Origin of the sequence: Anaerobutyricum hallii DSM 3353, assembly GCF_000173975.1 — a bacterium.
Classification (GTDB): domain Bacteria; phylum Bacillota; class Clostridia; order Lachnospirales; family Lachnospiraceae; genus Anaerobutyricum; species Anaerobutyricum hallii.
Map to the genome: position 1 here is coordinate 1 of NZ_ACEP01000129.1, position 12558 is coordinate 12558.

The 12558-nt window shown below is 37.8% G+C and carries 11 protein-coding genes and 2 tRNA genes; all 13 read right to left on the reverse strand.

Features of this window, described 5'->3' with window-relative positions:
* Positions 1-8: 8 nt before the first annotated feature.
* Positions 9-1547, reverse strand: coding sequence for a GNAT family N-acetyltransferase (locus EUBHAL_RS14970; RefSeq protein ID WP_005350354.1), 1539 nt, complete (start codon positions 1545-1547; stop codon positions 9-11).
* Complete coding sequence (gene ispF, locus EUBHAL_RS12285; RefSeq protein ID WP_044923402.1) at positions 1544-2104, reverse strand: 2-C-methyl-D-erythritol 2,4-cyclodiphosphate synthase; 561 nt, start codon at positions 2102-2104, stop codon at positions 1544-1546. Before ispF ends, EUBHAL_RS14970 begins: the two co-directional genes overlap by 4 nt.
* 265 nt (positions 2105-2369) lie before the next feature.
* Positions 2370-2443, reverse strand: a tRNA-Met gene (locus tag EUBHAL_RS12290).
* 25 nt (positions 2444-2468) lie between these two features.
* Positions 2469-2541 (reverse strand) — tRNA-Val (locus EUBHAL_RS12295).
* Between the two features lie 155 nt (positions 2542-2696).
* The gene (locus EUBHAL_RS12300; RefSeq protein ID WP_005350358.1) at positions 2697-3878 is read right to left on the reverse strand and encodes a M20 metallopeptidase family protein; all 1182 of its coding nucleotides are present in this window, start codon (positions 3876-3878) and stop codon (positions 2697-2699) included.
* Positions 3879-4076: 198 nt separating this feature from the next.
* The gene (locus tag EUBHAL_RS14975; RefSeq protein ID WP_005350360.1) at positions 4077-4562 is read right to left on the reverse strand and encodes a DUF1700 domain-containing protein; all 486 of its coding nucleotides are present in this window, start codon (positions 4560-4562) and stop codon (positions 4077-4079) included.
* Between the two features lie 206 nt (positions 4563-4768).
* The gene (locus EUBHAL_RS12310; RefSeq protein WP_005350362.1) at positions 4769-5860 is read right to left on the reverse strand and encodes a transglutaminase domain-containing protein; all 1092 of its coding nucleotides are present in this window, start codon (positions 5858-5860) and stop codon (positions 4769-4771) included.
* 447 nt (positions 5861-6307) lie between these two features.
* Positions 6308-7933: a chaperonin GroEL gene (gene groL, locus EUBHAL_RS12315; protein ID WP_005350365.1), complete on the reverse strand. Its 1626-nt coding sequence runs from the start codon at positions 7931-7933 to the stop codon at positions 6308-6310.
* A gap of 167 nt (positions 7934-8100) precedes the next feature.
* Positions 8101-8373, reverse strand: coding sequence for a co-chaperone GroES (locus tag EUBHAL_RS12320; RefSeq protein ID WP_005350366.1), 273 nt, complete (start codon positions 8371-8373; stop codon positions 8101-8103).
* A 199-nt stretch (positions 8374-8572) separates the two neighbouring features.
* On the reverse strand, positions 8573-8923 hold the full coding sequence (locus EUBHAL_RS12325) for a hypothetical protein (protein WP_044923405.1): 351 nt from the start codon (positions 8921-8923) through the stop codon (positions 8573-8575).
* 198 nt (positions 8924-9121) lie between these two features.
* Complete coding sequence (locus EUBHAL_RS12330) at positions 9122-10462, reverse strand: M56 family metallopeptidase (protein WP_005350370.1); 1341 nt, start codon at positions 10460-10462, stop codon at positions 9122-9124.
* A 35-nt stretch (positions 10463-10497) separates the two neighbouring features.
* Positions 10498-10869, reverse strand: a complete 372-nt coding sequence (locus EUBHAL_RS12335; RefSeq protein ID WP_005350371.1) for a BlaI/MecI/CopY family transcriptional regulator — start codon at positions 10867-10869, stop codon at positions 10498-10500.
* Positions 10870-11488: 619 nt separating this feature from the next.
* The gene (locus EUBHAL_RS12340) at positions 11489-12349 is read right to left on the reverse strand and encodes a DMT family transporter (RefSeq protein ID WP_005350373.1); all 861 of its coding nucleotides are present in this window, start codon (positions 12347-12349) and stop codon (positions 11489-11491) included.
* Positions 12350-12558 lie beyond the last annotated feature (209 nt).

Genomic DNA, 12558 nt, shown 5'->3' on the forward strand with positions numbered 1-12558 from the left:
TACATTCATCAGACAATTTCCATAATACAATTCTCAGAAAGCGGGCAAATGTTTTTCAAAAGCATTTTTCCTTCTTCTGTTAAAGTTTCACAGCTATCAATACTTTCTTCTTTCTTGCCAAAAAGATAGTCTGTAAGAGCCGCAATAGAAACGCTCTGCATACCATCTGTTTTTATAGTCTCTGTTTTTGTGATAGAAACCTTTCCATCTTTTAGCGAGAAATGATACACTCCGCTCTGTTCTTCTAAATACTTATCTTCTATATAGATATCTTCTCTATAGGTATATGCTTCACAATTATCTATTTCACAGATGGTATTTTCACAATTATCAGATTTACAATCATCGTTTCCCTCACTATTCGTTCCACAGCTGTCGGCTTCACAAATCTTTGCTTCCACTTTCTCCTTTTCTGTTTCGCTGGTTTCCTTTAGCGTTTCTATTTTACATTCTAAAAACTTAGAAAGTTCTTCTATATTTAGCAGACGGAACATAATCTTCTTCACCCTTTTTGCTGGCATAAAACGAAAATTTCTATATAAACCTATTTTTGTTGTGATATCTTTCCAGGACGGGTCAAGTATAAGCTGATATCGGTTATAGTGATATTTCTCTTCACAATATAAAATAACCTGCTCTAAAAAGTTTTCCCTCTTAGAAGCATCTGCACAAAACACCTGCGAAAGAACAAAATAGCTGTCCTCTGCTCCTACTGCAGCTCTGCCAACATAAGATTCCCCATCAAAAACATAGAGCACCTGTCCGTAATCACTCTCCACCTCTTTTTCCATTCTTCGGATATAAGGGACAGAAATTTCTATGAAAATGTCAAACAGGGTATCTTTAATCACATTTTCCTGTGCAACAAGTGTTTCAAGTTCTGCATCGGAAAGTTCTGTTTTAAAGGTATATTTTTCAAATGAAGATTCTCTTTTGTTTTTATTATCTCCTAATATATCCTCTTTTATCGGACATTCTTCTGGCTGGCTTTCCTGTTCTACTTCTTCTTTCTTTAATAAGACTTCTTTATTTTTTGCATCACTTTCCTGTTTTGCATCAATACTATCTTTCGAATCTTTTTCTATTATATCTTTCGCTTGTTTTTCAGTCTCCTTACGCAGTTCTGGCAAATATTCCAATTCCTGCTCTACCTGAGCCATTCCAAAGCGAAAATCAAATGGCAGATAATAGTTTTCGTCTGCTGGCATCAGATAAGTAAACAACTCACCTCTGCTACGAAGCTCCTGAAAAGTCTTTACAAGGAGTTCCCGCATCACGCCCTGTCTTCTGTACTCTTCATCCGTTGCCACACCAACGATATACTTCGCCTCTGCTTGCTGTCCTTTTACATGAAGTGTATATGGATTTAAATGCAGCATTCCCTTCACAATGTTCTCATCCGCTGACATTTCCTCATTCAGCAAAACTTCATTTTTTCCATATACTTCATTAAAATAAAAGTTCGCATAAGATACTGGGTCATGAAAATTATCTTCCCACATCTCATAAACTCTCTGCTTTTTCGTTCCATCATCCCAGACTATCATTTCTGAATGCCTCCAAATCTTGCACAGCCGCCGCAGCCTGCACAGTCTCTGTCTTCCATCAAAACATCCGCACCAACATAATTCTGAATCTCTGAAAGCAGACAAACAGCTGACGCTGAAATACCAAGACCTTCCCCGGTAAATCCGAGTCCCTCTTCTGTCGTTGCCTTTACATTAACCTGCCCTTCCTGAATACAAAGAACTCTTGCAATATTTTTTTTCATCTCTGGAATGTATGGCGCAAGCTTCGGTCTTTGTGCAATCACTGTCGCATCAATATTTTCAATAAAATAAGCCTTTTCCTGTAACAGCTTTCCAACCTCTTCAAGAAGTTTCATACTGTCCGCTCCCTCATATGCAGGGTCATTATCTGGAAAATGCTTTCCGATATCTCCAAGTGCCGCCGCTCCAAGAAGTGCATCCATCACTGCATGAAGCAGAACATCCGCATCAGAGTGTCCAAGAAGTCCCTTTTCATAAGGAATCTCCACTCCGCCAAGGATTAACTTTCTATTTTCTACCAGACGATGTACGTCATAACCATTTCCAATTCTCACAATGTCTCGCCTCCAAACTCCGCACATACGGATTTCTATTTTGTTTTCTATCAGTGTACCACATTGGGGAAGGGGAGAAAAGTTTTTCTTTTGAATTTATGAAAGACAGAAAACGAGAAAAGGTTACTATGTGAAAAATGAGCCTTAAATCAAACTCAAATTGCGGTCGAGCAGTTTAAGTGCAGTGATACGAAGCATTTTCACATAGTAACCTTTTCTCGTTTGCGTCTGTCTGCCATTACAAACAAAAAATTGCAATAAAAAATAGCGGGAACTGGATTTGAACCAGCGACACCGCGGGTATGAACCGCGTGCTCTAGCCAACTGAGCTATCCCGCCATACTTAATGTTGACAAAAAATAAGTGGGACCTACAGGACTTGAACCTGTGACCCTCTGCTTGTAAGGCAGATGCTCTCCCAGCTGAGCTAAGATCCCACGTCATCAACGAGGTTTATTATACTATATGGCGTGAAAGCTGTCAACACTTTTTTACAACATTTTAAACATTTTTCTTCACTTTTCTTTACAAAGATATCAAGAGATTTTACAATCTTTTTTCTTAACAAGGCATTCTTTATATTTTATGCATTCTACTCTTCCTTCTCCCGATGCATCGCCGAAACCACCGCCGCCAAATGCAACAACACCCCATCTGAAAGTGCAGATTCTTCAACTTCAAACTTCGGATGATGATTTGGATAGCACTTTCTTCCCGGTGTGCCACAGCCTACGAAGGCAAATACACCCGGCACTTCCTTCTGATACCAGGAGAAATCTTCTCCAAGCATTAATGGCGCGATATGGACAAGCTTTCTATTCTCTAATAGCTGTTCCGCTTCGTCTGCAATTCGGCGGGAAAGTGCTGCATCGTTAAGTACTGGTGGATGAGAGCCCTGTTCATAGGCAATCTTTACGTTTCCGCCGTAGCTGTCTGCTACTGCTTCTGCTCTTCTTCGAATGGCATCCTGTAAGTGCTGTGCTACGTCTTCAGAATAGCTTCGGCAAGTTCCTTCTAAGACTGCCTTACCGGAAATAATATTATACTGCGTTCCCGATTTTAAGGAACCAACTGTCACAACCGCTCCCTCAATCGGGTCAAGCTCTCTTGCTACAATTGTCTGTACATTCATTACAAAGTCAGCAGCCATAACGGTAGCATCCACACATTGATGTGGCTTTGCGGCATGACCACCTTTTCCGATGAAAGTGATAGTAAAACGATCTGTCTGTGCCATTCTGGCTCCCGGCTCCACAGAAATCTCTCCTGCTTTTATATCGGAAAAGAGATGCAGGCCAAACACTTCATCAACATCTTCTAATATTCCCTGGGAAATAATCTGCTTTGCACCTTTTGTATTTTCTTCAGACGGCTGAAAAATTAATTTGACACGGACAGTCAGTTCAGATTCCATTTCTTTTAAAATAGAAGCTGCTCCTAACAAGCCTGTAATATGACCATCATGTCCGCAGGCATGCATCTTTCCAGGATGCTTTGACTGGAATGGCAAATCTGTATCTTCTAAAACCCTAAGGCCGTCAATATCTGCTCTAAGACCTACTGTATAGGCATCATGTGGTCCAATATATGCAGTTACTCCTGTTGGATCTAAACGAAGTGGATGAATCCCCATCCCGGTAAGCTTCTCACAGATTAATTCTGTTGTTTCTTTTTCTTCAAATCCAAGTTCCGGTATCTGATGAAATTCATGATACCAGGAGATAAATTCTTCTCGTTTCTTTGATACTTTTTCCAATACTTCTTCCCTTGTCATATCAAACCCTCTTTTCTGTCCTGTTTCCTTCTATCATTTGCTCTAATTCTATCTAATTGCAAATGTAGATTACTTTTTTATTTTTCAAACATTCTCTATCCTTTACACTGGATTGCAACAACATCTTTGCCTCTTTCCAATACAAAATACACCCCGAATAAATTTTCCAAAATCACATCGTCTAGGAATTCTTGAATATTATCCTCGAATCAGGCGTACAATCAAAACTGCTGCAATAATTATCACTGCAAGCGGCAACAATGCCCGCAATAAAAATAATACAATGAAAAATACCAGTGCGGAAATAATAATTGTCATAATCATCTTACCGGCACTCTGCAAAGCTCCCTTCTGATTGTTGTTTTCGATATCTCTTCTGTCAGAATATGCATCTCCATAGCTACGGTAGGAACTATCATTCTGTGCATAACCACTTCCATAAGAATTATCTCCATAATCGGAATTACCAGAAGCACTTTCCTCTATTCCGTGCGCATCAATAATAGAGCGGGCAATAAGTCTTGGACTTCCTAACTCTTCAACGACCTGTTCCTCACTTTTTCCATTACGAATCTCATCCTCAAAATACTGTCTGTAATACGTTAATGAATCAGATAATTCATATGCAGACACTTCGCCCTGCAGACATTGTTCTAATTCCATAATAAACTGTTCTTTTGTCATTTCTCTACCTTTCTTTAGCTGTATATCTGTCCTTGTCCTACTATCTTTCTTTATTATCTGTTTTTGCCTAATATTATCTCTTCTTATTACCTTTTTATCTATACTGCAGGTTTATTCTTATTATCTATTTTAACACTTATTTTTGTTATTTTAAAATATTATATTTTACGTCCTTTTCCGCCATATAATTTGTAATTTATCACTTATCAATATTGAAGCTTAAAATATAACATCGTATAGGGAGTTTTTCCCGCAATCTGCATCCGTAGCGAAGAAGCGCCACTATATCGAAGAATAAACTGGAGATTATCATCTGAATACGTATCCTGGTCATAATCTTTCACCATAAACTGAATACTATTTGGACTTTTTTCCTCCAAAATATCCTCACATTTACTACGAAAACTTTTATAATCCTCACAAAGTAAATCTTTTTTTCTATAGTAATTATATTCGTTTCCTTCTGCCTTTTGATACAATGCCGCATTCCATTTATGGTCTGCTTTCATCTGTGTATCATCCACATTAAAATAAGTGTACATAATACGGGAAGTCTCATCCGGTTCCGGGTCATCCCAGGTAAGGTCTGCATGATACCACTCTTTATCAAGCTTTATCAAATTCCAAGCATGTTTTTCTCCATCTGCTGTCCCAGAAATCATCTTACAGGTCACACCAGAAAGGTCACAAAGCAGCTTCATCCCCTCTGCATAACCATTACATACCGCTTTCTTTAAAACCAGAGCACCATATGCACTATAGGCATCTCCTTCCGGCTCTTTCTTTCCACCTGGATATCCATATGCAACATTACTCACAATATAATCATGAATCAGCTTTTCCTTTTCATAATCACTTCGCTTCTTACTTTGTAAACTGGTAAGAAAACTTTTACAAGCTTCATACAAATCCCTTGCTTTATCTCGTTCTTCTGGAATATCCTCCTCATCAAAAAAGGCTTTTTCTACATAATAATTATCACTAATCTCACAATTTAACGTCACATAAGACTTATTCAAAAACTTTACACTCTTTATCTGATATTCCTTTACCACACCATAAAAACCTTCTATATTCTGATTCAGCGTATCAAAATCTGTCTGATCAAGATCACTTGTCACAAAAGAAATCTTCGTCTTTCCACTAGAAAGCGCATTTTCAATCTCTGCAAGCAGTTCCTTTTTCGTATCAATCACCGTCTGGGCAGAAGCATTCAGATGTGGCATCATACTGCAGCCACTGATTATGAAAATACTTATCCAGAGAGTTACTAACAATAATATTATCTTTCTTTTCATAAACACCTCATATAAATAATACCTTCAAAAATATTCTACCAACTTTTAACCAAAAAGGCAATTCTGATTTGCGCAGGCAAAGGAGACGCTCTCAGTAAATAAAATAACCTATATTTGTGACTTTAGTCGCTGCGGGTTGAATACTCGCTTACACACGCTCGTATCCAACCCTTGCTTCGAGGCCACAAATATAGGTTATTTTATTTACTGAGAGCTGTCTTTTGCTGCTGAAGTAAAGTCAGAATTTATGTTTTAAAAGATTTGCCAGATTAGAAACAGACAGCCGCTGTATATATTCTATCAGATTGCTCAAAAAATATGAAAAAGAAGCCCTAAAAAATTTATTGAATTTTTTAGGGCTTCTTCTTAATAATTCTTCCGGCAATCCGATTGCTATGCTTCTTTAGCGGCGTCTGTTTGTTTTGCTACACAAACCAGAATTTATAATTACATCATTCCCATTCCGCCGCCTGCTGGCATTGCTGGAGCTGGTGTATCCTCTTTAATGTCTGCTACTACAGACTCTGTTGTAAGCAATGTAGAAGCTACGCTTGTTGCGTTCTGTAATGCACTTCTTGTTACCTTAGCAGGGTCAATAATTCCGGATTCAACCATGTTTACATAAGTTTCTGACAACGCATCAAATCCTACGCCTGCTTCGCTTTCTGCTACTTTGTTAATGATAACAGATCCTTCAAGTCCAGCGTTTGCTGCGATGTGATATAAAGGAGCCTCTAATGCTTTGAGAACGATTTCTGCACCAGTCTTCTCATCACCTGTGAGTTCTTTTGCCATCTCTTTTACAGCTTTAGCTGCATGGATGTAAGCAGATCCACCACCTGCGATGATACCTTCTTCTACTGCTGCTCTTGTTGCTGCTAAAGCATCTTCAAGACGAAGTTTTGCTTCTTTCATTTCTGTTTCTGTTGCTGCACCAACACGGATAACTGCAACACCACCAGATAATTTAGCTAATCTTTCCTGTAATTTTTCTCTGTCGAAATCAGATGTTGTCTCTTCAATCTGAGATTTGATCTGTCCTACTCTTGCTTTGATTGCTGCTTTATCTCCAGCACCGTCAACGATTACTGTATTCTCTTTTTCAACTTTAACAGATTTTGCACGTCCAAGCATATCCATTGTAGCATCTTTTAATTCGATGCCAACTTCTTCAGATACAACTGTACCACCTGTTAAGATAGCGATATCTTCAAGCATTGCTTTTCTTCTGTCACCATATCCAGGAGCCTTTACACCAACAACAGAGAATGTTCCTCTTAACTTGTTAACGATTAATGTTGTTAATGCCTCGCCTTCGATATCTTCTGCAATGATTAATAACTTAGCGCCGCTCTGTACGATCTGCTCTAATAATGGAAGGATTTCCTGAATGTTTGAAATCTTCTTATCTGTGATTAAGATATATGGATCATCTAATTCAGCAACCATTTTCTCCATATCTGTTGCCATGTATGCGGAAATGTATCCACGATCGAACTGCATACCTTCTACAAGGTCAAGTTCTGTCTTCATTGTTTTGGATTCTTCAATTGTGATAACGCCATCCTGAGAAACCTTCTCCATAGCATCTGCTACTAACTGGCCAACTTCCTCATCAGCTGCGGAAATGGAAGCAACTTTAGCAATCTGCTCTTTGCCGCCAACCTGCTCGCTCATGTTTCCGATTGCTTCTACTGCTGCATTTGTTGCTTTCTTCATACCTTTTCGTAAAATGATTGGGTTAGCTCCTGCTGCAAGGTTCTTCATACCAGCGTTGATCATTGCCTGTGCTAAAACAGTAGCTGTTGTAGTACCATCACCAGCAACATCATTTGTCTTTGTTGCAACTTCTTTTACAATCTGAGCACCCATGTTTTCAAATGGATCTTCTAATTCGATATCTTTTGCGATTGTAACACCATCGTTTGTAATTAATGGAGCACCAAAGCTCTTATCAAGAACTACGTTACGTCCTTTTGGTCCAAGTGTTACTCTTACAGTATCTGCTAACTGGTTTACACCTGCTTCTAATGCTTTTCTGGCTTCTACGCCATATTTAATCTCTTTAGCCATAATAAAGATTCCTCCTGCTATATAAAAATATACTAACCAAAAATATTAATTATGATTACTTGTTTCAATCCACACTTGACAATTCATAGAATCTGAATAGTCAAATGTGACTAATGATTAATGTCTTGTCAGAAAAGAATATCATCTGTATTCTGCTGACACTAGAATTATTCTACGATTGCAAGAATATCACTCTGTTTTACGATGATGTACTCTTCTTCTTCCATCTTTACATTCGTTCCTGCATATTTAGAATAAATTACTTTCTGTCCAACGCTCACTTCCATCTTCACATCTTCTGTTCCAGGACCTACAGCAACTACTTCTGCTTCCTGTGGTTTTTCCTGTGCGGAGCTAGTAAGAATAATACCAGTCTTTGTCTTTGTTTCTGCCTCCAGCTGTTTTAATACAACTCTGTCTGCTAATGGTACTAACTTCATAATATAATGCCTCCTAATTCAAAATTAATTGTAAATCTGTTATCTTCTTGATTTTTATGTTGTTAGCACTCATTTCGTTTGAGTGCTAATTGCTAATACCTATAATATGTTTTTTCTTTTATAATTGCAAGTTCTAAAAATCCTTATTTTTTTATTAATCAGCTTATATAGATATTTATTTTAAATTATCTCTTATTTTCTAATTATATCTCTTTTTTACTCTTGTTTTCCTTTGCCTATAATATTTCTTTTCCAAAGACTTTAGACGAAACTTTCCATTTCCCCAAATATCAATAATCTGTTTATACCCGCTTTTCGTCTTTATAATATCTCCTATCCTGGCATCTGGCGGAAGTTTAAACTTCCCCGGCACTTTCCGCATCTTATTTCTGCTTTTCTTCTTTCCATATATTTTGCGAGGAATTTCACGCATCCTCTCCATTACTGTCATTGGCTCTGCTTTTCTGCTATTTCTTTCTTCTGCATTCACCATCACGGAGCATAAAACTACACCTATAAGTATTCCCAATCCAATCTTCCTTATCCACATAACCTTTTCCTCCTGTATCTCCATAAAAATATATGAGTCTTCGCTTTCTCTCTATAATATAGACATAAAATTTATGCCAGAAGTTGCATTTTTACAAAAAAGAAAAGCGTACTATTTTATATAGTACACTTTATCACTTTTCTGATTTTATTACAATGTCTGTGCTTTTCTGATTTTTACCCGACAATTTCTATCATATTACTTTTTAGCATGCGAGCAGACTACATAATCTGTATCATAGGATAGTTGATTCTTCTTTACTATTCCACATTTTTTACATCGCTGCGCCTCATATGCTTCAATATGGCATCCTTTCTTTTTCGATTTATGAATCTTTAGTGTTCCCTCCTCCATAACATGGTTACATCTCTTTTGCTGTGCCTTTTTCTGGCCTTTATCAGAACCATTATTCATTAAATTCGACTGGAAAACTGGTGTGATTTCTCTCTGCTTTGATTCAAATAAAATGGTCGATTTACTAAAGTCAAGAGACGCATCTCCCATCGAAACATCTTCTCCATAAAAATAATCCCATTCTCCTTCTGTAAAAGTATTATCCTGGGCTGGCACATCCTGTTCCTGCGTTGCACTATAAACAAAAATCGTCATAAAACTACACAGACACATTACTGTTAGAATTCCTGCTATAAAAAGCTGTATCTTCCCTGCTGGCTTTTTATCTTCATCTAAAATTCTATCAACTCGTTCCTGCATCTTTTCCCCATTATTCGTAAGTCCCTGCACAATCGCCAACCCCCGTCTTGGTATTGTCAAAGTTGCTGACTTTACGAGGAAAATTGCGTAATTCTTTTTTTCCTCTTTATTACTATTCTGCATACATACTGCATCACAATAGTATTCACACATCACTGAATATTGTTGAAAAAGATAATACACAAATGGATTATACCAACGAAAAATGCAAACAAGAAGTGCAAGCGCCTTCCAGAAAGTATCCCCATGCCGAACATGTGTAATCTCATGTCTGAGAAGCCACTCCTTCTCTTTAACTGTATAATCTCTTTTCGGGATAAAAATATTCGGGTGAAGCCATCCTACTGTACAAGGTGTTTTCACTTTTGCCGTCTGAAAAACTTCAATATCTTTTCCCCTTTTTCCAGAAAAGAAGTCTGTCTTTATTCCATTCTTCCTTATCTGCCTTTTTATAAAAAAATAGGTTCCATAATAATATATAACTAATATAGTACAAATAATGAACCATATAACTGTTACCAAAAAAATTCCTCTCGGTATTACATAATAATCCCCAAATAATAATGGAATATTTACAACTTCAAATCTACTTATTTTCTTCCCTGCAATCCCCCAAAAATCAGCAAAATTAAATCGCTCTAATAACTTTCCTGGAAGAATCAAATATTTAAATTCCTGAAACGGACACAAATATAAAATAATAGATAATCGCAATATCCATATATATTTTTGTGCCGTCATGTGTTTCTTAAATATTTTTTTAATAAGAAGATACCCTAAGATGGGAAATGTCCCCGCCATATCCATCACAAGTTGTAGTACCATCCTTTTTCATCGCCTCTTTCCCCAGCTGTCTGTTATTACCTGTCTAAAATATGTGCGATCAGTTCCTTTTCATCAACTTTCGTAATTGCATTATTTCCAGTTAATGCTGCAATAAAATGACTAATCTTGCCTTCATAACATTCTTCAAGAATCGCTTTCGCCTTACGCTGCTTAAACTCTGCCTTTGTCAGTGCAGCCCCATAATATGCCTTTGTCTCTTCTTTTTTTCTCTCTAGCAGCCCTTTGTCAATCAAACGACTTAAAAAAGTATTCAACGTCTGTTTTTTCCAGTTTTTATCTTCTTCCTCGTTAAAATACTTCATCAATTCCCCAAAAGTATACTTCCCCCCTGTACTCCAGAAATACTCCATAATTCTGTATTCTGTTTTACTTAAATGACTGTTCATATACTTCTTCCTCCTGCTGTTCTTTGTGACATTTTCTTAACATATTAACTATACTATGTCACCAGTTATCACGCAAGTGGTTTTTGATTTAATTCATCAAGAACAAACAGACGAAGCCATTGAAGCCAATAAGCCATATTTGTGATTTTAATCGCGGCGCGTTGAATGTTCGCTTTCCCGCTCGCATCCAACACTTGCTCCGAGACCACAAATATGGCTTATTGGCTTCAATGGCTTCTGGCTGTGGCAGGATTTCGATGAATTAGAATCAATGTATAGGGGATTTGAGGGAGAACGCGGAAGTCATCTATATTTAACATGTAATAATCCCATCCTACAGATATTCAAAGACAGAAGCGGAAAAAGATAGTATAATAACAAATGTGACTTTAGTCGCGGCGTGTTGAATGTTTTGCTTACTGGCTCGCATCCAACACTTGCTCCGAGGTCACATTTGCTATTATACTATCTTTTTCCGCTTCGTCTGTCCATCCAAGGAGGTTTTTACATGAACAACAAAGGCCGTTATCACAATGATTATAGTCCTCGTTATCAGGATGCTTTTGATATTTACGAGAAAGCTAAAAATCATGCAAAGGAACAACGAAAAAAAGAGAGACTACACTCTCTTTCGATTGTTGAACAGGAACATCGCAACAGAAGCGGCGATGATAATACCATATCCAACAAAACTCCACATGTCCGGAATCTGTCTAAGAAACAAAAATCCAAGGACGGTGGAGAAGATAATCTGTGAGTAATCATAGATGGAGATTTCTCCTGCCGGTGCACAGGTATAGGCAGCAGTAATTGTGAACTGGCCTCCGCTTGCAAATAAACCCGCAAGAAGCAGGCAGCCAAGCTGTGCAAGTGTCATCGGGTGAAAGTCAAATATAAGATATGGTAATGTCACAATACAGGAAAATGCGGAGAAGAAAAGGACGATAAACGGTCCTTTTACTCCGTTTGTTCCGAGCTTCCGTACATAAGTATAGGCGATTCCTGCTCCCATCCCACCTAAAAGGCCAACAAAGGCAGGCAAGGCTGTCACAGAAGCAAAGCCCGGCTTAATGATAAATAAACTTCCAACAAAGGCAATAAATACACATCCTGCTGCAAACGGATGTATTTTCTCTTTTAAAAGAATAAAAGAAAAAAGAATCGCAAAGAACGGGGACAGCTTATTTAAAATGGATGCATCTGCAAGCATCAGATGATCAATCGCATAATAATTACATAAAATACCAAGTGTTCCACAGACAGAACGCATCAGCAGGTTTTTAAGCTGGCCTTTCGGTACGTGAACTGGTGTATTTGACCTTTTCAGCGCAATCAGCGCAAAAAATACCGCAACAAAATTACGGAAAAAACTTTTTTCAATTGATGGCAAATCCCCGGCAAGCCGAACCATCATGTTCATAAGTGCGAAGAAAAAAGCAGACATAATGATCAGGATGATTCCCTTATTTTTCTGACTCATAATATATTTCCTTTCTATAAATTTTTAAATGGCAAAACAGACGAACTCTGGAAACTATCTACTCTCTATCTGTGACTTTAGTCGCGGCGCGTTGAATGTTCGCTTACAAACAACTCCAGCCAAAGTCAGCTCCTAAAGAGAGAATAGAACCTATATTTGTGACCTCGGAGCTGCGAGGCCACAAATATAGGTTCTATTCTCTCTTTAGG

Bases quoted from the DNA above. Each gene is read 5' to 3' on its own strand.
- EUBHAL_RS12310 (WP_005350362.1), bottom strand. From the start codon at position 5,860: ATGAAAAGAAAGATAATATTATTGTTAGTAACTCTCTGGATAAGTATT.
- EUBHAL_RS12340 (WP_005350373.1), bottom strand. From the start codon at position 12,349: ATGAGTCAGAAAAATAAGGGAATCATCCTGATCATTATGTCTGCTTTT.
- EUBHAL_RS14975 (WP_005350360.1), bottom strand. From the start codon at position 4,562: ATGACAAAAGAACAGTTTATTATGGAATTAGAACAATGTCTGCAGGGC.
- EUBHAL_RS12320 (WP_005350366.1), bottom strand. From the start codon at position 8,373: ATGAAGTTAGTACCATTAGCAGACAGAGTTGTATTAAAACAGCTGGAG.
- EUBHAL_RS12335 (WP_005350371.1), bottom strand. From the start codon at position 10,869: ATGAACAGTCATTTAAGTAAAACAGAATACAGAATTATGGAGTATTTC.
- EUBHAL_RS12330 (WP_005350370.1), bottom strand. From the start codon at position 10,462: ATGGTACTACAACTTGTGATGGATATGGCGGGGACATTTCCCATCTTA.
- groL (WP_005350365.1), bottom strand. From the start codon at position 7,933: ATGGCTAAAGAGATTAAATATGGCGTAGAAGCCAGAAAAGCATTAGAA.
- EUBHAL_RS12300 (WP_005350358.1), bottom strand. From the start codon at position 3,878: ATGACAAGGGAAGAAGTATTGGAAAAAGTATCAAAGAAACGAGAAGAA.
- EUBHAL_RS12325 (WP_044923405.1), bottom strand. From the start codon at position 8,923: ATGTGGATAAGGAAGATTGGATTGGGAATACTTATAGGTGTAGTTTTA.
- EUBHAL_RS14970 (WP_005350354.1), bottom strand. From the start codon at position 1,547: ATGATAGTCTGGGATGATGGAACGAAAAAGCAGAGAGTTTATGAGATG.